Origin of the sequence: Rhodococcus pyridinivorans (assembly GCF_900105195.1) — a bacterium.
GTDB lineage: Bacteria > Actinomycetota > Actinomycetes > Mycobacteriales > Mycobacteriaceae > Rhodococcus > Rhodococcus pyridinivorans.
Genome location: NZ_FNRX01000002.1, coordinates 1,808,066 through 1,827,995, shown reverse-complemented (window position 1 = coordinate 1,827,995; position 19,930 = coordinate 1,808,066). Strand labels below are relative to the sequence as shown.

General features: G+C 69.0%; 16 protein-coding genes. 1 reads left to right on the top strand and 15 read right to left on the bottom strand.

The genetic code is table 11. From position 1 onward, the window contains the following. Positions 1–60: 60 nt before the first annotated feature. From BLV31_RS09065 to mftE, 12 genes are all read right to left on the bottom strand, one after another. On the bottom strand, positions 61–414 hold the full coding sequence (locus tag BLV31_RS09065) for a hypothetical protein (RefSeq protein ID WP_006553525.1): 354 nt from the start codon (positions 412–414) through the stop codon (positions 61–63). Between the two features lie 65 nt (positions 415–479). Further along, complete coding sequence (locus BLV31_RS09060) at positions 480–2,441, bottom strand: acetoacetate--CoA ligase (RefSeq protein ID WP_064060473.1); 1,962 nt, start codon at positions 2,439–2,441, stop codon at positions 480–482. A gap of 143 nt (positions 2,442–2,584) precedes the next feature. Then, positions 2,585–2,854: a GlsB/YeaQ/YmgE family stress response membrane protein gene (locus tag BLV31_RS09055; protein ID WP_016932945.1), complete on the bottom strand. Its 270-nt coding sequence runs from the start codon at positions 2,852–2,854 to the stop codon at positions 2,585–2,587. Positions 2,855–2,999: 145 nt separating this feature from the next. Continuing rightward, positions 3,000–4,667 (bottom strand): AMP-binding protein, encoded by a 1,668-nt coding sequence (locus tag BLV31_RS09050; protein ID WP_039584744.1) that lies wholly within the window; start codon positions 4,665–4,667, stop codon positions 3,000–3,002. 97 nt (positions 4,668–4,764) lie between these two features. Continuing rightward, positions 4,765–6,165 carry an MFS transporter gene (locus BLV31_RS09045; RefSeq protein ID WP_006553529.1) on the bottom strand — a complete coding sequence of 467 codons (1,401 nt, stop codon included), beginning with the start codon at positions 6,163–6,165 and terminating at the stop codon, positions 4,765–4,767. 146 nt (positions 6,166–6,311) lie between these two features. Next, positions 6,312–6,860: a hypothetical protein gene (locus tag BLV31_RS09040; RefSeq protein WP_006553530.1), complete on the bottom strand. Its 549-nt coding sequence runs from the start codon at positions 6,858–6,860 to the stop codon at positions 6,312–6,314. Positions 6,861–6,993: 133 nt separating this feature from the next. Further along, positions 6,994–7,518 carry a DUF779 domain-containing protein gene (locus tag BLV31_RS09035; protein WP_006553531.1) on the bottom strand — a complete coding sequence of 175 codons (525 nt, stop codon included), beginning with the start codon at positions 7,516–7,518 and terminating at the stop codon, positions 6,994–6,996. Positions 7,519–7,611: 93 nt separating this feature from the next. Continuing rightward, complete coding sequence (gene adh / locus BLV31_RS09030) at positions 7,612–9,135, bottom strand: aldehyde dehydrogenase (protein WP_006553532.1); 1,524 nt, start codon at positions 9,133–9,135, stop codon at positions 7,612–7,614. Positions 9,136–9,201: 66 nt separating this feature from the next. Continuing rightward, positions 9,202–10,500, bottom strand: a complete 1,299-nt coding sequence (locus BLV31_RS09025) for a GAF domain-containing protein (protein WP_064060472.1) — start codon at positions 10,498–10,500, stop codon at positions 9,202–9,204. Positions 10,501–10,536: 36 nt separating this feature from the next. Further along, entirely contained in the window at positions 10,537–11,997 is a 1,461-nt protein-coding gene (gene mftG / locus BLV31_RS09020) for a mycofactocin dehydrogenase MftG (protein WP_019291274.1), read from the bottom strand. A 1-nt stretch (position 11,998) separates the two neighbouring features. Further along, complete coding sequence (gene mftF / locus BLV31_RS09015) at positions 11,999–13,432, bottom strand: mycofactocin biosynthesis glycosyltransferase MftF (RefSeq protein ID WP_064060471.1); 1,434 nt, start codon at positions 13,430–13,432, stop codon at positions 11,999–12,001. Continuing rightward, entirely contained in the window at positions 13,429–14,112 is a 684-nt protein-coding gene (mftE, locus tag BLV31_RS09010) for a mycofactocin biosynthesis peptidyl-dipeptidase MftE (protein WP_019291273.1), read from the bottom strand. The genes mftF and mftE overlap by 4 nt, the downstream gene beginning before the upstream one ends. Before the next feature lie 97 nt (positions 14,113–14,209). Here mftE and BLV31_RS09005 point away from each other — a divergent pair, with 97 nt between their 5' ends. Further along, the gene (locus BLV31_RS09005; RefSeq protein ID WP_064060470.1) at positions 14,210–15,193 is read left to right on the top strand and encodes a GNAT family N-acetyltransferase; all 984 of its coding nucleotides are present in this window, start codon (positions 14,210–14,212) and stop codon (positions 15,191–15,193) included. Here the strand turns inward: BLV31_RS09005 and BLV31_RS09000 are convergent. The 3 genes from BLV31_RS09000 to BLV31_RS08990 are packed head-to-tail and all read right to left on the bottom strand — an operon-like array spanning position 15,168 to position 19,920. After that, entirely contained in the window at positions 15,168–17,153 is a 1,986-nt protein-coding gene (locus BLV31_RS09000) for a mycofactocin system FadH/OYE family oxidoreductase 2 (RefSeq protein ID WP_139192945.1), read from the bottom strand. The genes BLV31_RS09005 and BLV31_RS09000 overlap by 26 nt on opposite strands. 2 nt (positions 17,154–17,155) lie before the next feature. Continuing rightward, positions 17,156–17,968 (bottom strand): mycofactocin-coupled SDR family oxidoreductase, encoded by an 813-nt coding sequence (locus BLV31_RS08995; RefSeq protein ID WP_039585332.1) that lies wholly within the window; start codon positions 17,966–17,968, stop codon positions 17,156–17,158. Positions 17,969–18,018: 50 nt separating this feature from the next. Next, positions 18,019–19,920 carry a mycofactocin system FadH/OYE family oxidoreductase 1 gene (locus tag BLV31_RS08990; RefSeq protein WP_064060469.1) on the bottom strand — a complete coding sequence of 634 codons (1,902 nt, stop codon included), beginning with the start codon at positions 19,918–19,920 and terminating at the stop codon, positions 18,019–18,021. Positions 19,921–19,930 lie beyond the last annotated feature (10 nt).

The window sequence follows — 19,930 nt, the reverse complement described above, 5'->3', positions numbered from 1 at the left end:
CGGTCCCAATCTACAGGGTGCCCACCCGGCGCCGACCAGCTGTCACCCGAGTGCGGACGATCACGTCCACGCCACGGCGATGATCACGTTGAGAATGCCCAGACCACCGGCGACGTGGGCGAGCGTCGCGGTCGAGCCGGGATTCTGCTTCTCCTTCCTCAGGCCGATGAACGCCACGACGAGCACGGCGAGGGCGACCAGCAGCTTGATGCCGATCTTCATGTGGTTCACCTCGACGACGTCCTGCGCCTCCCGCAGACCGACCAGGGCCAGACCCGTCACGACCTGCAGGATGGCGCCGTGCAGCATGCCGGCGACGACGCGCGGTTCCTTGATGACCGCGAGCCACGAACCGATGATGCCCGCGAGGCCGATGAAGTGCAGGATGAGGAAGATCTTGATGGCGATGTCCATGGGCGCAATCCGACCATTCGGGACGGGGACTGTCCAGTTAGGTGACGCTCATGGTGTGCCCCGGATCACGCCTGGTCGCGGTACCAGTCGAGCAGGTCGGGTTCGTCGATCGCGGTGCGGTCGACGACGCGGCCGGGATCGGCTCCCTGCAGGATCCGTTTGAGGGGAACCTCGAGCTTCTTACCGGTGCGGGTGTGCGGCACCCCGGGCGCGGCGACGATCTCGTCGGGCACGTGCCGGGGCGAGGCGTGCTCGCGCACGGCCGCACGGATCCGTTCCTTCAGGTCGTCGGTGAGCGTGACGCCCTCGGCGAGGACGACGAACAGCGGCATGCGGTACGTGCCGTCGGGTTGTTCGATGCCGAGGACGAGCGACTCGACGACCTCGGGCAGGTTCTCCACGGCCTGGTAGATATCGGCACTGCCCATCCGCACACCGTGGCGGTTGAGGGTGGAGTCGGACCTGCCGTGCATCTCGAAGGTTCCGCGCTCGGTGATCGTGATCCAGTCGCCGTGGCGCCACACACCCGGATAGACGGAGAAGTACGCATCGCGGTAGCGACTGCCGTCCGGGTCGTTCCAGAACCGCACGGGCATGGACGGCATGGGGACGGTCACCACGAGTTCGCCGACCTCTCCGCGCACCGGCCGCCCCGTTTCGTCGAAGGCGTCGACCGCCACGCCGAGGCAGGGCACCGAGATCTCTCCCGGCCACACGGGCACCGTGGGGACGGCGCCGACGAAGGCCGTCACGACGTCGGTCCCGCCGGAGATCGACATCACCTGCACGTGCTCGCCGGCGTTGTCCGACAGCCACGCCGACGACGAGGCGGGCAGCGTCGACCCGGTGACCCCGACGCCGCGGAGGGCCGACAGATCGTGGTCGTCCTGCGGGACGACACCGGCCTTGATGCAGGCCAGCACATAGCCGGGGCTCGTCCCGAGCACCGTGACGTTCTCCTCGGCCGCGATCCGCCACAGGCGATCGACCTCGGGATGGGACGGGGCGCCGTCGTAGGTGACGACGGTGCATCCCACGAGCAGCCCCGAGAGCAGGAAGTTCCACATCATCCAGCTCGGGCTGGTGTACCAGAGGAAGCGGTCGCCGGGACGGAGGTCGAGGTGCAGCGACAACGCCTTGAGGTGTTCGAGCAGCACACCACCGTGGCCGTGCACCAAGCCTTTCGGTGGGCCGGTGGTGCCGGAGGAGAAGACCACCCACAACGGATGGTCGAAGGGAACGGGTAGGGGTTCGAGAGCGGCGTCGCCGGAGACAGCGTCCCGCCAGTCCAGAACGGTCCCGGTCTGCCCGGACGTGTCGAACCCGGACGTGTCGAACGATGTCTCCTCCTCCGACACGACGACCGTCAGGGCGAGGCCAGGCATCGCGGCGCGGAGTACGTCCACCTCGTCGACGCGGTCGTGCCGCCGTCCTGCGTAGCGGTATCCGGTTGCCGTGACGAGTGCTCGTGGTTCGAGTCTGCCCAGACGGTCGATCGCCGCAGGTGCGGCGTAGTCCTGTCCACATCCGGCCCAGACGGCCCCGATGCTCGCCGTGGCGAGCAGGGCGACGATCGCTTCGGGGATGTTGGGCAGGTAGCCGACGACACGATCACCCTCCCCCACCCCGTGCGCGCGGAGCGTCGCGGCGAGCGCGGCCGTCCGGCGTTCGAGTTCGGACCAGCAGACCTCGCGCCGGCGTCCCTCCTCGTCGAGGTGGACGATGGCGGCCTCGTCCGGGGGACGCTCCCGGAAGACGTACTCGGCGAAGTTCAGTCGCGCGCCCGGGAACCACACGGCACCGGGCATGGAGGCGTCGGCCAGAGCCGGGCCGGGGTCGGTGTGGGAGACGACGTCGAAGGCGTCCCACACTGCCTGCCAGAATGCGCCGGGCTCGTCGACGGACCACTGCCACAACGCCCGGTAGCCGGGCAGGTCGAGTCCGTGTCTCTCCTCGACGAACCGGGTGAATCCGGTGACGTTCGCCTGCTCGATGTCGACGTCCGTCGGAGTCCATTGCGGTTCCACCACAGTTCACCTCCCGGTCCGGGACCGTACCTGAACACGGACGAAGGCCCGCCCGGACCGGCCGGGAACCGTCGTGCACGGACGGACTGCCCGTGCACGACGTCCGAGACGTCCGAAACGGAGCCTCGCGCGAGGACTCTCGGCTACCGCCGCTCGCGCGTCGCAGACGTGTAGATGAGGGTGAGCACCACAGCGACGGCGATGGAGATGATCCAGCGGATCCAGTCGATGCCGGAGGTGTTCTCGTTCCCCTCGGACGAGATCAGACCCCAGATCCAGTAACCGATCAGCGCACCGATGATGCCGATGACGATGGTGATGAGCATCCCCATCGCCTGCTTACCGGGGATCACCAACCTGGCGAGGATACCGATGACTGCGCCGAAGATGATCGTGCCGATGATCTGTCCCATGGTGAGCCTCTCTGTTCGGCGCCGCACCCGGGGCGGCGCAACCTCGACGACCATGTACCCCATCAGTGTCGATCATGAACCCCTCACACGAGGCGGATTCGACGTGCCTGTCGAGTGAACATCCTTCTCCGGCAGGGCCGTGGTCTCACCGGCCCCCGTCCGCTCGTGTCGCCTCGAGCAAGGCGATCGCCTGCTCGCGCATCTCCACCTTGCGGACCTTCCCGGTCACCGTCATCGGGAACTCCTCGACCACGTGCACATAGCGCGGGATCTTGTAGTGGGCGAGCTTGCCGGTGCAGAACGTCCGGAGCGAATCGGCGTCGAGCGGTTCGGCGCCCTCGCGCATCCGGATCCACGCCATGAGTTCCTCGCCGTACTTCGTGTCGGGCACGCCGACGACCTGGGCGTCGAGGATGTCCGGGTGGGTGTAGAGGAATTCCTCGATCTCGCGGGGGTAGATGTTCTCCCCACCCCGGATGACCATGTCCTTGATCCGGCCGGTCACCGAGACGTACCCGTCCTCGTCCATGACGCCGATGTCGCCGGTGTGCATCCATCGGGCCGCGTCGATCGCCTCGGCGGTCTTGTCGGGCTGATCCCAGTAGCCGAGCATCACCGAGTAACCGCGGGTGCATAGTTCGCCGGGTTCGCCGCGCGGCACCGTCAGTCCGGTGACGGGGTCGACGACCTTCACCTCGAGATGCGGGCCGACACGACCGACGGTGCTCACGCGCCGCTCGATGCTGTCGTCGCTGCGGGTCTGCGTCGAGACCGGGGAGGTCTCGGTCATGCCGTAGCAGATGGAGACCTCGCTCATGCCCATCCGGTCGATCACCTGCTTCATCACCTCCACCGGACACGGTGATCCCGCCATGATTCCGGTCCGCAGACTCGACAGGTCGTAGTTGTCGAATCCGGGGTCGGCCAGTTCGGCGATGAACATCGTCGGCACGCCGTACAGCGACGTGCACTTCTCCTCGGCGACCGCACCGAGCGTCGCAGCGGGGTCGAATCCCGGCGCCGGCAACACGATGGTCGCGCCGTGACTCGTGCACGCGAGGTTGCCCATCGTCATCCCGAAGCAGTGGTACAGCGGGACGGGGATGCAGACCCGGTCGCGTTCGGTGTAGTGGCACAGCTCGCCGACGAAGAAACCGTTGTTGAGCACGTTGTGGTGACTGAGGGTGGCGCCCTTGGGGAAACCGGTGGTGCCCGAGGTGTACTGGATGTTGATCGGATCGTCGGGCGACAACGAGGCCTGGGCCGCGTCGAGCGGTGCCCGGTCCTCGGTGAGCGCGGCGCGGCCGGAGTCGACGAGTTCGTCCCACCGCGGCGAGTCGAGCAGGACGACGTCCTCGAGATCGGGGCAGTTGGGCCGGACGGTCTCGATCATCTGCGCGTAGTCGGAGGTCTTGAACGTCGGGGCGGACACCAGCATCCGCACACCGGCCTGCTCGAGGACGTACTGCAGCTCGTGCGAGCGGTAGGCGGGGTTGATGTTGACGAGGATCGCCCCGATCTTCGCGGTCGCGTACTGCACGAGCACCCACTGCCAGCAGTTGGGTGCCCAGATTCCGACGCGGTCACCCTTGGTGATGCCCGCCCGCAGCATACCGAGCGCGAGCACGTCGATGTCCGCGGCGAATTCGGTGTAACTCCAGCGCTTTCCGGCGGCAGAATCGACGAGCGCCTCACGGTCGCCGAAGCGGGCGGCGGTGCGGTCGAGGTTGTCGCCGATGGTGTCGCCGAGCAGCGGGACGTCCCAGGCACCCTGGGTATAGCTGGGCAGACGGTCGACGTCGAGGCCGGACATCGCATTCTCCTTCACGAGGCGGGGAAACGGCTGTGGTGGCGGTCGTCGGGCTGCTGCCGGACGACCGCCACCGGGGGTGGATCGGTGGGGCGGTGGATCAGAGGGCCCGGTCGCGGGTCTCCACGAGCGCCGCGGTGCAGACCAGGCTCACGAGGCCGATTCCGGCCAGCATGATCCCGATCGCGATACCGCCGTAGGAGGCGGCGAGCGGTGCGGCGATCATCGGCGGGATGGCGCCGCCGAGGACACCGGCGAAGTTGTAGCCCAGACCGGCACCGGTGTAGCGGTAGCGGGTCGCGAACATCTCGGGCAGCAGTGCTCCGCACGGCCCGTAGGCGATACCGAAGATCGCGAGGGTGATCATCATTCCGAGCACGAACGCAATCGGTGAGCCGGTGTCGAGGAGCGGGAACAACACCAGTGCCCAGACCACGGAGAAGGCGCACGAGACCATGATGACCTTCTTGCGCCCGAAGCGGTCGGAATACAGCGCGGACAGCACGATCGCGAGACCGAAGACGAGCGACGAGGCGATGCCCACCACCAGGACGAACGGCCGGTCGAATCCCAGCTCGGACGTCGCGTAGCTGGTCAGGTAGGCCGTGCCCATGTAGAAGAAGGCGAACATGATGGCCAGCGCGCCGCCGGCAAGGAAGATCTCCTTGGCCTGGTAGCGCAACGCGTCGAGGAAGGGCAGCCGGCGCGGGGCCTCGATCTCGGCGGCCGGGGCACTACGGCGGGCTTCCTGCTCCGCACGAAAGACAGGAGTCTCTTCGATGGCGAGGCGCATGTAGAGGCCGATGCCGACGAGAACGATGCTGAGCAGGAACGGGATCCGCCAGCCGTAGTTCAGGAAGGCGTCGTTGGTGTCGCCGAGGGCGAGACCGGTGAACAGGAAGGTTCCGCTCGACAGGGCGAATGCGATGGCGGGACCGAGCTGCGGGAACATCGCGTACAGACCGCGTTGGCCTGGTGGCGCGTATTCGGCGGTGAGCAGGGTCGCACCGGCCCACTCACCGCCCACTGCGAAGCCCTGGGCGAATCGCAGCAGCACGAGGATGATCGGGGCGGCGACACCGATGGTCTCGGCGCCGGGCAGGAGGCCGATGAGCAGGGTGGAGATACCCATCAGCAGCAGCGTGGAGATCAGCGTCTTCTTGCGTCCGATGCGATCGCCGAAGTGCCCGAACAGCATTGCGCCCACGGGGCGGGCGATGAAGGCGACGGCGAAGGTCGCGAAGGAGGCGACGGTACCTGCGGTCGATCCGAGCGCGGGGAAGAAGACCGTCGGGAAGACGAGCGCTGCGGCGGTGCCGTAGATGAAGAAGTCGTAGAACTCGATCGTCGTGCCCATGCAGCTGGCGACGGCGACGCGCCGGATACCGGGCCCTTCCTTCGAGGGGCCCGCGTGGCGGGGTGTGGATGGATCGGGACGCGAACGTCCCACCGGTCCGGCGACGGGGGGTTCGGCAGCCCCCGGGGTCGACACACTGGTCACGTGAGTCCTCCGTTGTCCGTTCGAACCGCGGGCGTGATCGCCTCGGCGGATGAACGAAACGTAGTGATGCCGGTCACCCCCGCACCACCCCCGAAAGGGGGGTAGAGGTGACCGGCATCACATAGTGCGCCGAACGAACGAAATTGTCAGCGGCCGGCGGCGCCCGCGATCTCCTGGCGCATCTCGCCCCACACGGAGGCGTAGGAGTCGATGTTGGCGGCCGTGGCCCACGCCAGCGAGCCGCCCTTGATCTTCTCCAGGGCCTCGGCGAACAGGTCCTGGTAGCGCGACAGGCGCGGCACGAACGCCGACACGTCGTCGAACAGACTCTGCGCCCGGCGGTCGAGGTCGATGAGGCCGTCGACGAATCCGTCGGCGTCCGCGTTCTCGAGGAGCGTGTTCAGCTCCTCGTCGAGCGGGAGGAACTGGTCGTAGAGCTCCGAGATCGAATCCTCGTCGATGGAGACCCGTTCGGCATCGAGCTGATCGTTCAGCTCGGAGGTGCCCTTGTCGGTGAGGCTGATGCCGCCGCCGTTCTCCGACGCCTTGCCCTGTTCGAGGAGCGCGGCCACCGCAGCCTGGCCGGCCGCCACCGACACACCGAGGTGCGCGGCGATCACCTCGGCAGTGACCTGCTTCTTCAGGCGCACCGTCTGCAGCAGTGCCAGTTCGTCCACGTTGCCTGCGAAGGCCATGCCCACTCCTCGTCGCACCCGCCGGGCGCCCACGTCGTCGTCCGGAATCCGGACGGATTCCGTCCCGATTCTGACGCACACCGGCAACCGGCAGGCGAGTCACCCTCCTCCCGATGGGATCACGCAGATGGGATCACGGGGACAGGCCGGGTACCGGGCACGCGTCGGCGGCCTCGGCGACCACGGTGGGCACATCGGACACGGCGGGCTCCACGCCGGCCTCCCGGTCCCGCCCGGTGAGTGGCCGGTGGGCTTCCAGGAGAGCCATTTCGTCGGAAGTGAACGCGCGCCCCCTGCTGAGGAACCGCACCCCCTCCGGACTCTCGAGGCTGAACCCGGAGCCGCGCCCGGGCACCACGTCGAGGACGAGACAGGTGTGCTTCCACGCCTCGAACTGCGAACCGGAGATCCACACCGGCACGGCGTCCGCGCCGACCGGCGGATCGGAGCGGGTCTCCCCTGCCCCGAGGCGCAGGTCGAGGACTCCGAGGAGCACGTCGCAGTCGCCGACGACGAAATCGCCGTCGGGATAACACATCGGCGCGGAGCCGTCGCAGCATCCGCCGGACTGATGCATCATGAGCGGTCCGTTGCGCTGCGCGAGGCGGCGCAGCAGGGCGACGGCATCGACGGTCGCCACGATTCGCGGGACGGTCACAGGCCTGCCTTTCCGTTGGGGTGCACGGTGTTCCGAGCGTATGGCAACGGCGCCTGCCACGTCGTGCGGACGTGACAGGCGCCGAAGTTCGGATCAGAAGAAGCCCTGTGCCTTGGGGGCGTAGGACACCAGGAGGTTCTTCGTCTGCTGGTAGTGGTCGAGCATCATGTGGTGGTTCTCGCGGCCGATGCCGGACTGCTTGTAACCACCGAAGGCCGCGTGCGCGGGGTACTGGTGGTAGGTGTTCGTCCACACCCGGCCGGCCTGGATGGCGCGACCGGCACGGTAGGCGACGCCACCGTCGCGGGACCACACACCGGCACCGAGACCGTAGAGGGTGTCGTTGGCGATCGAGATCGCATCGTCGAAATCGCTGAAGGACGTCACGGACACGACCGGGCCGAAGATCTCCTCCTGGAAGATGCGCATCTTGTTGTTGCCCTGGAAGATCGTCGGCTGCACGTAGTAGCCGCCCGAGAGGTCGCCGCCGAGATCGGCGCGCTCACCACCGGTGATGACCTTGGCACCCTCGCTCTTGCCGATCTCGATGTACGACAGGATCTTCTCGAGCTGGTCGTTCGAGGCCTGAGCGCCGATCATCGTGTCGGTGTCGAGCGGATCGCCCTGGCGGACGGCCTTGGTGCGGACCGCGGCGAGCGAGAGGAAGTCGTCGAAGATGTCCTGCTGGATCAGCGCACGCGACGGGCACGTGCACACCTCACCCTGGTTGAGGGCGAACATCGTGAAGCCTTCGAGCGCCTTGTCCTGGTAGTCGTCGTTCGCCGACAGCACGTCGGAGAAGAAGATGTTCGGGCTCTTGCCACCGAGTTCGAGGGTGACCGGGATCAGGTTCTGCGAGGCGTACTGCATGATCAGCCGGCCGGTGGTGGTCTCACCGGTGAACGCGATCTTGCGGATGCGCGGGCTCGACGCGAGCGGCTTGCCCGCCTCCACACCGAAACCGTTGACGATGTTGACCACGCCGGGCGGCAGCAGGTCGCCGATGATCGAGATCAGGTGCAGGATCGACGCCGGTGTCTGCTCGGCGGGCTTGAGGACCACCGCGTTGCCGGCGGCCAGGGCCGGCGCGAGCTTCCACACGGCCATGAGGATCGGGAAGTTCCACGGGATGATCTGGCCGACGACGCCGAGCGGCTCGTGGAAGTGGTAGGCGACCGTCTCGGAGTTGATCTCGGAGATCGAACCCTCCTGCGCGCGGATGGCTCCCGCGAAGTAGCGGAAGTGGTCGATCGCGAGCGGGATGTCGGCGTTGAGGGTCTCGCGGATGGGCTTGCCGTTGTCCCACGACTCGGCGAGGGCGATCGACTCGAGGTTCTCCTCGATGCGGTCGGCGATCTTGTTGAGGATCACAGCGCGTTCGGCGGGCGAGGTCTTCCCCCAGGCCGGCGCGGCGGCGTGGGCTGCGTCGAGCGCGAGTTCGATGTCTTCCTCGGTGCCGCGAGCGACCTCGGTGAACACCTGGCCGGTGACGGGGGTGACGTTCTCGAAGTACTCCCCCTTCACCGGGGGCACCCACTGGCCGCCGATCCAGTTGTCGTACCGGGACTGGAAGGACATGTGGGCGTCGGGCGAACCGGGGCGGGCGTACACGGTCATGTGCATCTCCTGCAGCGTCGAGCGGTCGGTATGTGATCCGAAACACTACGAACGCGAGGGTTGCAACTACGTTGCGAGCTGCCTGTCCAATCGGGTCAATGTGGCGTCGACCTGCGCGAAGCGGGGCGAACGGGGATCGATCGATGCCCGGTAGGCCGCCCAGGCGGTGATGTCCTCGCGGCCGTGGACGGACGCGGTCCATTGCGCGAGCAGATGCTCCTCGCCGCAGCGCAACAGCGCCGCCCGCACGCCCGAGCGGAGTTCGTCGCGGATCTCCTCGATGCCCGGCGCCACCGATCCGGGCAGGATCTCCCCGGTACAGAGGCGGACCGCCGAGGCCACGTCGCCGCGGTCGAGTGCGCGGCGCACGTCCGCGACATCGGTGTCGAGCGTGGTGAGCAGCCGGTAGGGCCGCGATCCGAGGTGTTCGGCCCCGAGCACCTTGCGCAGGCGCGACATCTCGGCGCGGATGGTCACCGAGTCGAGTTCGTTCTCGTCGAGCAGCATCGCGAGCCTGTCGGAGCTCAGGCCTTCGGGGTGATCGGCGAGGATCAGCAGGATCTCGGCGTGCCGGCGGGACAGGCCGACGCGTTCGCCTCCGCGGTGCAGGGCGGGCCGCCCGGCGCCGATCGTCTCGATGCGCGGCGTCGCCGACGGGAACAACGGGCGGCCGCTCAGGGCATGCAACCGCAGTTCGGCCTCCGCCGCCGCGACCGTCGCGCGGACGAGTTGCAGGACCTCGGGCGCGGCGACGCGGTGCCCACCGGTGATGTCGATGGCACCGAGGACCCGGCCGCTGGTGGGGTCGTGCACGGGAGCGGCCGAACAACTCCATTCGTGCACCGTGCGGTTGAAATGCTCGGCGCCGAAGATCTGCACCGAATGATCCACGGCGAGAGCCGTTCCCGGAGCGTTCGTGCCGACGCGGTCCTCACTCCAGTCGGCCCCTTCGACGAAGCTCATCGACAGGGCGCGGTCGCGCGCGGCGTGATCGCCCTCGACCCACAGCAGCCGTCCCTGTCCGTCGGTGATGGCGACGAGCAGTCCACTGTCGTCGGCGTCCTCGACGAGGAGCTTGCGCACCACCGGGCGGATCAGCGACATGGGGTGGCCGGCGCGGTACTCCTCGAGGTCGTGCCCGGAGAGCAGTGCGGGTTGTTCGACGACGTCGGGATCGATGCCGCGCTGCAGGCTCCGGCTCCACGAGTCGCGGACCACCGAGCGCACCCCGTCGAGCCGATCCTTGCCGCGGGCGGAGACGAACGTGCCGTGCGCGCGCAGTACCGCACGTGCGTGCGCGGCCACGTCCGCTCCCGGGTCGAGTGCCACCCAGGGGTTGGTCGTCGCGATTCCACGATCCGTCATGTACCGGCGCCTCCTCCCCCGACACTGTAGTCGGGATCACACCGTGTGGGGCAGGGCATCCCTCGCGGTCGCGGCGATGCGGTGGGCGAGCATCACCGCGGTGGCGTGCGGCCCACGGCTGGGGACCTGCGGAAACACCGAGGTGTCGACGACGCTCAACCCCTCGATCCCGCGCACGCGGCACCACTCGTCGACCACGGCGTGCTCGTCGTCGCCCATCCGGCACGTGCCGGACAGGTGCAGGGACGTTCCGAGCCTGCCGCCGCGCGCGTCCACGCTGCCGGCCTCGACGACGCCGGTGGTCGCGGCGAGGAGGTCGGCGGCGAGCCGGACACCCTCCTCCAGAGCTTGCCGGTCGGCCGGGTCGGTCAGGTATCGATAGTCGAGCAGAGGTGGACGTCGCGGGTCACGTTCGTCGAGCACGATGCGTCCGCGACTGCGTGGGCGCGTCAGGACGACGCCGAGCACCGGATCGGCGACACCGCTGCCGGGGATCGCCGCACCGAATGCCGCGGTGTACGGGCGCAGTTCGAGGTTCTCGGTGTGCAGGACCGTCTCGAGCAGCAGCGTGTGCGACGGGAGGCCCGGGCGGAATCGGTACGGGACGGCGAACTCCGGATGGTCGGAGAAATCGCGGCCCACCCCGGGAAGGTCGTGCAGCGGATCGACGCCGAGCCGGCGCAGTTCGTCGGCCGGTCCGATCCCGGAGAGCATCAGCAACTGCGGGGACCTCACTGCGCCTGCGGCGACGATCACGTGTCCGGCCGAGATAGTTCGTGGTCCGTCGGGTCCGGCGATCTCGACACCCACCGCGCGACCGCCCGTCATCACGACTCGGGTCGCGCTCACCCCGCCGGCGACCGTCAGATTCGGCCGGTCCAGGACGGGTGCCAGGTACGCGAGGAACGGACCCACTCTCGTGCCGTCGCGCATGTTCGACGGAACCGCACCCACCCCGTCGGGTCCGGGAGCGTTGAGGTCGGCGACCGGTGCGAATCCCGCACTTTCGGAGGCGTCGACGAAGGCACGCGAGAGCGGATGCATCCGTTCGCGCGGCACCCTGGCGACCGGTATCGGGCCGGAACTTCCGTGCAGGTCGCCGGGGACATCCGTGTCGGTCTCGACGGCCCGGAAGGACGGCAGCACCTCCTCGTACGACCACGAGGCGGGCCACGACGCGAAGTCGTCCGGCCGCGCACGCACGAAGTACGCGCCGTTGACCGCGCCGGAGCCCCCGAGCACCCGGCCCCGCGTCACGGTCGCCTGGACGTCCGAGGTCAACCGTCCGGGAAAGTCCGCCGTCCACGGGCTCTCCGGACCAACCGGAAGGACGGCAGCGTCACGGATCTCGCGCGGAACAGCGGACGCCGACCCGAACGCCGTGCCCTCCTCGAGCAGCAGCACGGTGCGGTCCGGATCGTCGCTGAGCCCGGCGGCGAGAACGCAGCCACAACTTCCCCCGCCGACGATCACCACATCGGCGTGCGCCGGGATCATGTCACTTCCGGATGTCGGGTACGAGCGCGGCCGCCGTGCGGGCGTCGAGCGCACCCTTCCACAGCCCCGCGCCGTAGGCGAGGTCGTCGAGGCGCTTGTAGAGCAGGTACCGGACGGGATCGAGGCCGCCGCTCTCGCGGTGCGTCTTCCAGTCCCAGATGCCTTCGGCCACAGCGCAAGCCAGAACCGCCCGCCGAACCTTGCGGGAGAACACCGCTGCGACGACCGTGACCGGCCAGTAGTGCCGGCACACCGCCGACGCCACCTGCCACAGACCACCGGCGAATCCCTGGGCGGTGAGCAGCGCGGCGATGCGGTCGGGCCGGTCGAGTTCGGAGAACATCCGCCGCAACCGCACGAAGGTGACCACCTGGGTGAGCACCGCTGCGATCACCCCGACGCGGGTGAAGGTCGCGATCGCGACGCACGCGAGGAGCGTCCAGATCGACATCACCATCGGTGGGACGGAACCCGGATGCCGCTCGGCGAGCGGAGCCGCACCGGTTCCGTAGAATGCCTTGCGCGTCAACCACGTCCGGAAGCGGGTGCGATGGTCGTGCGCGACCCGCGAGATGGGCTCGTACCGCAACCGCCACCCCGAGGTCTGCAGTCGCCGGCACAGATCGACGTCCTCGGCCACGTGCATCGTCTCGTCGAAACCACCGCAGGCGACGAGCGCGTCGCGACGGACGAGCAGCGCCGCGCTCGGCACGTACGAGACGGGACCACCCGCGACCACAGCGGATTCCCGGCTGCCGAGGTCGAGCGACGAGCGTGCGTGCTCGTACTTCGCGAGCGCGCTGCTGTCGGGTTCGAGGGCCACGACGCGCGGCGCGACGAGTGCGACCGCAGGATCGGTGAAGTGCCCCAGTGATCGTTCGAGCCAGCCCAGCTGCGGCACCACATCGGAATCGAGGAAGGCGACGAATTCCGTTGCCACCTGCTGCAATCCGGTGTTGCGGGCCGCCGCCGGCCCGCGTGCGGTCTCGTGCCGGATCACCCGGACGCGACCACGTTCCGGCGCCTCGACCGGTTTCTCGGAACCGTCGTCGACGACCACGACCTCGTGCCCTTCGACAGCGGCGAGGAGACGGGCGAGGCCGGACGGATTGTCCTTGACCGGGACGACGACGGTGACGGCGGAACTCGGCGGCAGCTTCGTCGGCCGGGGGTTTCCGATGCCCGAGTCGAGCAGGCGTCGCGCGACCGCGGCGCTCTGCGCGTCCACCACCTCGACGAAGTCCTCGTCGATCATCGCTACGGCGGCGGGGGCAAGTGTGAGCATGCGCGTGGGCGATCCTCCGACGAGGACGCGTCCTCCGGCGAAGCTGCGCACCCGCGCGTCGATGCGCACACCGAAACCGTCGGGGAGCCGGGTCGCCGAGGGCTGCGCCGCCTCCGGGGACGTCGCCTGTGGAGTGATCGCCCGACTCACCGAAGCCTTCCTTCCGTTCCCGGCTGCCACCGGGCGACCTGTGCACTCGCCCGCTCGACCAGACTCGCGAACAGGCGCGCGCCGAGTTCTGCGGTGGCCTCGGTGGGGTCTCCCAGCACTCCGTTCGCGGACACCGAGACGATACCGGCTTCGCGCAGTCGTGGCATCAGTGCTCCGATCGGTTCCGTTGCGCCGACCGCGGCCCGCGTCATGTCGACCGCCCCGGGCGCCAGGTGCAGCAGCAGACTCGTCTCGGTGACACCGGCGTGGGCATCGGATCCGGGCACCGCGCACGGAAGCCAGGCAGCGTCGCGGCCTTCGTATCGCAGGAGGCTCACCGCCTCGATCAGCGGATAGGCGTTGCCGCCGTGCCCGTTGACGAAGACGACCCGCTTCGCCCATCGGCACACCGACCTGCCGTATTCGACGATCAGCGCCTTCGTCACCTCGGCTCCGATCGAGACGGTGCCGGCGAAACCTTCGTGTTCCCCGCTGGCTCCGTAGGGCAGGGGTGGCGCGAGGACCACCTCGGGCAGCTCGGCGGCGACAGCAGTCGCGATCCGGGTGTCGGTGTCGAGGGGAAGGTGTGGGCCGTGTTGTTCGAACGCACCGATCGGGACGGCCACCGTCACCCGGTCGGGTTCGATGTCCGTCCAACAGGCGTCGGCGAGCTCCCGCATCACCGCTCCGATGCTAAGGGTTTCGCGGGCGTGCACGAAACCCGGAGGTCTCGGTGGGTCCGCCCGGACGCCGAGATCCGGTCGGTACGCTTTCCCGGTGCTGATCGAACCTCGTCCGCTGGACGATCCGGACGTGCAGGACCTCATCGGCGAGGTCCAACTCGAATACGTGCGGAGGTACGGCGGACCCGACGACACCGAACTGGCGCCGCACGAATTCGACCCTCCGCGCGGGGTGTTCCTCCTGGCGGTGGCCGACGGGGTTCCGGCCGGGATCGGCGGCTGGCGTGCACCGGAGCATGCTCATCGAGGGGTGCGCGACGATGATGCCGAGATCAAGCGGATGTACGTGCGGGCGAGCATGCGGCGACGTGGTGTGGCAGCACGGGTGCTGGGTGCGCTGGAGCGCACGGCGACCGATGCCGGTCGCCGTCGCATGATCCTCGAGACGGGCAGCGAGCAACCCGAGGCGATCGCGCTGTACGCGAAGGCCGGGTACGTGCCGATGACCGAGCGCTTCGGGCTCTACGCAGAATCACCGACGGCGATGTACTACTGCAAGGAACTGCCCCCGATCCGTCCGGCGACCGACGACGACCTGCCGGTGCTGCAGGAGATCGAACGCGCGGCGGGCAAGCCCTTCGCCGAGATCGGGATGGCGTTCGTCGCCGACGACGATCCTCCGTCCGTCGAGGAGTTGCGCGCTCACCGGGACGCGGGCCGCTGCTGGGCGTGGTTCGACGAGCAGGGACGAGCGGTCGCGTATCTCGTGGCCGACCTCGTCGACAACGGTGTCCACATCGAGCAGGTGTCGGTGCATCCCGATCACGCGCGTCGCGGGATCGGCCGCAAGCTGATCGACCATGTCGCGGGGTGGGCTCGGGACGCCGGGTTCGGATCGCTGACGCTGACCACCTACCGCGACGTGCCGTGGAACGGCCCGTACTACGCCCGTCTCGGCTTTCACACGGTCGCGGACGATGCCCTCTCCCCAGTTCTCACCCGGATCCGCGCGGAGGAACGGAAGCACGGCCTCGACCGTTGGCCGCGCATCGTCATGCGCCGCGGGCTGGAGGCGTAGGAGCCAGGTCCCTGGCGGCCCGCTCCCCCTCGACGATCGCGGCGTGCAGGCGGCGTGGCGTCACCGCGTCGCCCACACGGATCACTCTCGTGCCGGATGCCGAAAGCTCCTGCCACAGCTCGTCGACGGGATCCTGATGGGTGGCGACGACGACCGCGTCCACCGCGAGCGTCGCCGGTTCGCCGGTCGCGTGGTGGATCAGGGTGACCTCGGCGCCGTCCGGCAGGTCCACGACACCGCCGACGGCGACGCCGGTGAGTCGCTCGATCCGCTTGTCGTGGGCGCGGCGCAACCAGCCGTCGAGCTCGAGCGTCAGGCCGAGGTCCTGGCCCACGCGCATTCCCGGCGTGCACACTGTCACCGCACTCCCCCGGTCGGCCAGTAGTTCGGCGACCGAGGTCGCCTGGTGGAAACCGAGATCGTCGACGACGAGGACGCGGCCGGAGGGTGCGGTGCGACCGGTGAGCACGTCGCGCACGTCGCTCACCCGCGCCGACGAACCCGCCCAGGCGGGCCGGTGTGGGCGCGCGCCCGTCGCGACGACCACGACGTCGGGCGCGAGCGCGTGCAGCGTCGCGGCATCGGCGGTCACACCGGTACGCACCTCCACTCCCCTGCGGCGGCACTCGGCGTCGAGGTGGGTCACCGCACCGAGCAGTTCGGCACGGTGCGGGGCTGCAGCCGCCTCACGGATCTGGCCGCCGGTGCACCGGTTCCGTTCGAGCAAGGTGACCGAATGTCCTTCTCCGGCAGCCGTTACCGCCGCCTGCAGGCCCGCGGGTCCGCCGCCGACGATGACGACCCGGTGCGGTACGGCGGGCGCGGCAGGAGCGTCGGATTCGTACCCGGCCTGGGGATTGACCGCGCACGCGATGGGACGGTTGAGCCCGACCCGTCCGATGCATTCCTGGTTGCAGCCGGTGCACGGCCGTATCTCGTCGTCGCGGCCGGAGAGAGTCTTGTTCGTGAAGTCCGGGTCGGCAATCTGAGCACGCACGGCACCGACCAGATCGCACACTCCGTCGGCGAGCGCGGCACCGACCTGTTCGGGTCGGGTGAAGCGCCCGACCCCGACGACCGGCAGCGACACCGCTGCCCGGATCGCGTCGGGGACGAACAGGGAATAACCGTGCGGGGTGGACATCGGCGCTTCGACCAGATGCAGCGTCTCGGTCGCGACGCCCACGGACGTGTTGAGGTAGTCGACGTCGCCGCTCGCCTCGAGCATCCGCGCGACCTGCACGGCGTCGTCGATACCGACACCGCCGTCGGTGCCGTCGTGACCGGTCAGTCGCACGCCCACGACACGGTCGCGCCCGACGGCCGCCCGTACCGCGGACACGACCTCGAGCAGCAGACGGGCCCGCCCGGCGAGATCCCCGCCGTAGCGGTCCGTGCGACGGTTCGTCGCGGATGCGAGAAAAGCGCGCAGGACGGATGCCTGGGAGCACTGGATCTCGACACCGTCGAAGCCGCCCTCGGCACAGCGGCGGGCGACGTCGGCGTAGCCCGCGACGAGTTCGGCGATGTCGGATTCCGTCATCACGCGTGGGACCTCGCGGAAGAGCGGGTCGGGTTCGGGGCTCGGCGCCCACAGCGGTTGCCCCGTGTACATCGAGGTGCCCTGCGCGCCGTTGTGGTTGAGCTGCGCGAGGATCCGCGTGCCGTGTCGGTGGACGGCGTCGGTGAGGCGGCGGTAACCGGTGACGATGTCCGGGTCCCAGCCCCGGATCAGTTTCTCGTAGGGCCGGTCCGAGGGGTGCACGGTGTGCTCCTCGGTGACGATCATCGACGCGCCGCCTCGTGCTCTGGCTTCGTAGTACGCGATGTGGCGGTCGGTGACGGTGCCGTCGACCGAGAAGTTGGTCAGGTGCGCCGGGAAGACGATGCGGTTGCGCAGGGTGACCGGACCGATCCGCAACGACGCGTGCGGAACGGTGCCGGTCGCCGTGCGCGTCACCGTCAGACCTTCGAGTTGCCCTGGTCGATGGCCATCTGGCTGCCGGTGATCGTGGAGGCCCGATCGCTCGCGAGGAACAACACGGTCTCCGAGATGTCGTCGGGGTCGGCCGCAGGCTTCTCGGTGAGGATGGGGACGAAGTTCGGTCCCCACGACGGGTTCTTCTCGAACAGCTTCAGGACGCTGACGTCGGTGCCCATCGGGGTGTTCACGCCGTAGGGGTGGATGGAGTTGACCCGGATACGGTACGGGCCGAGTTCCTTCGCCGCTGCCTGCGTGATACCGACGAGGCCGAATTTCGCTGCCGCGTAGTTGATCTGGCCTGGCATCGCCTTGAGGCCCGCCACCGAGCTGACGACGATGATCGATCCGCCGTTCCCGGCCTCGATCATCGCGGGGGCAGCGGCCTTGAGGGTCTTGAAGACACCGGTGAGGTTGATGTCGATCAGCTCTTCGAACTGGTCGTCGGGCATTTCCCAGAAGCGGTTCCAGCTGCAGATGCCGGCATTGGCGACCACCACGTCGAGTCGCCCGAACTGGGCGACGCCCTCGTCGACGACGGCCTTCAGTGCGGCGCTGTCGCGCACGTCCGCGACACGGGCGAGGATCTTCCCGCCGGCCTGCTCCACGAGGCGGACCGTCTCGTGGAAGTCGTCCTCGGTGGCCTGCTCGTAGGTCACGTACTCCGATACCGGGGCCGCGATGTCGACGCCGATGACGGACGCGCCCTCACGCGCGAACCGGATGGCGTGGTTGCGGCCCTGCCCGCGCGCGATCCCGGTGATGAAGACGACCTTGCCGTCGAAATCTCCCATGTCGGCCCTTCCGTAGACCCAAATTAGAACGCGTTTCAGTGTGCCCCACGTTACAGCGCCGTGGCCACCCGGTATCCCTCTCGGACGGCCTCGCGCACGGTCCTCGGGGCCACCTGGTCGCCGATCGACCGCGATCCCGGCCACTCGGACACTTCTGCCGGTAACGGGGGTGCGCAGTCGACCAGGACAGCGTCCGCCACCGGCGTGGATTCCCCGGACACCCGGTCGACGAGCACGACGCCGTCGGCATCGACCGAACCGACCCGGCACCCGAGATGTCTCGCCACGCCCGCCCGCTGCATGCGGACGTCGAAGGCGACGAAGTCCCCCGTCGGCGCAAGTCGTGATCCGGCGACCGGGTCACCCGTCGCATAGTGGACCTCCGCGCCGCGCTCCACGAAACGGTCGACGACGGCACTCGCCACCGGACCACCCGTCGGATCCCACACGACCATCCGGGACGCAGGCGGCCGAATCCCCGACAGCACCTCCGCGGCGGTCGCGTACCGCTCGGGCTCGGTCACCGGAAAGGAGGGTGGACGTGGAAACCCGCCGGTGGCCTGCACGACCTCCGTACCCGCAGCGAGCGCACTCTCGATCTCGGCAGCGCTCACTTCCGTGCCGGTACGGATGTCGACGCCGGACTCCAGGCACTGCTGTTCGAGCCAGTCGACGAGCGCAGCGAAGTCGGGCCGGCCACCGCGCGAGACGGCGGCGATCGTCCCACCGACCCGTTCGTCCGCCTCGACCAGGACGACACGGTGACCGCGCGTCGCTGCCACGCGCGCTGCTTCCAGACCGGCGGGTCCAGCACCCACCACGAGTACGTCGCGTGCGGAGTCCACCGGTCCGGGAGAGCTCCGTGTCTCGTCGCCGGCCTCCGGGTTCGCGATGCACCCCACGATCGGGTTGTGGAAGTCGTCGACGAGGCACGCCTGGTTGCAGCGCACGCAGGGACGCGGCCGACGACCGCGACGGACGGCGACGACGAGGTCGGGGTCGGCGATCTGCGCGCGGGTCATCTCGACCAGGTCACACGCACCGTCGGAGAGGGCCCGCTGCGCGTGGCCGGCGTCGACGATGCTGCCCTGCAGAGCGATCGGGACCGATCCGGAGATCTCGTCCCGGATGCGGCGGCACAGGTCGTCGTTGAATCCGGCGGGGACATGTGCGTCGGGCCGATACGACTCGGGTGAGAACAATCCACCGCGCACCACGGTGAGCAGGTGGACCGATGATGCGATCGCGCGGACGTATCCGGCGGCGACGTCGGGTGTGATGCCCGCCCACGGCGCGTTCTCGTCGCACGAGAGTCTCAGTGCAACAATGTGATCCGAGCCGATTTGCGCGCGAACGGCGGCGATCGCCTCACGCAGCAGCCGCAGGCGTTCGGTGCCGTATGCGTCGTCGCGACGGTTGGTCAGCCCGGAGAGGAACTGCCGCAGCAGCGAGGTCGGTCCGGCGTCGAGTTCCACTCCGTCGAGACCCGCTTCCGCGGCGACGACGGCAGCACGGGCGAAGGACTCGACGAGCTCGGCGATTTCACGCTCGGTCGCCTCGGCAGGCAGTTCGCGTGTCACCGGATCCGGCACGCGCGAGGGTGCCCACAGCGGTGCCCGGGTCCACGCGCTCGAACCCTGCAGGCCGCGATGACCGAGGCCGGCGAGCACGAGTGTGCCATGCGGACGGCAGGCCTCGACGATCCGCCGGTAGCCGTCCCCGCAGCACTCGGCCAGCGGTGCGCGTTCGTAAGGGTGGTCGGACGGGTGCACCGACGCCGTCTCCGTGACGACGATCCCGCACCCACCCTGCGCACGTCGCGCGTAGTACGCGACGTGACGGTCCGAGAACGACCGGCCGTCACCGAGATTGGTGACGTGCGGACCGAAGATCACCCTCGACGGAGCGGTGCGTCCGGCGAGGGTGATCGGTTCGGTGAGCGCGGGGCTCATATCGTCGGTT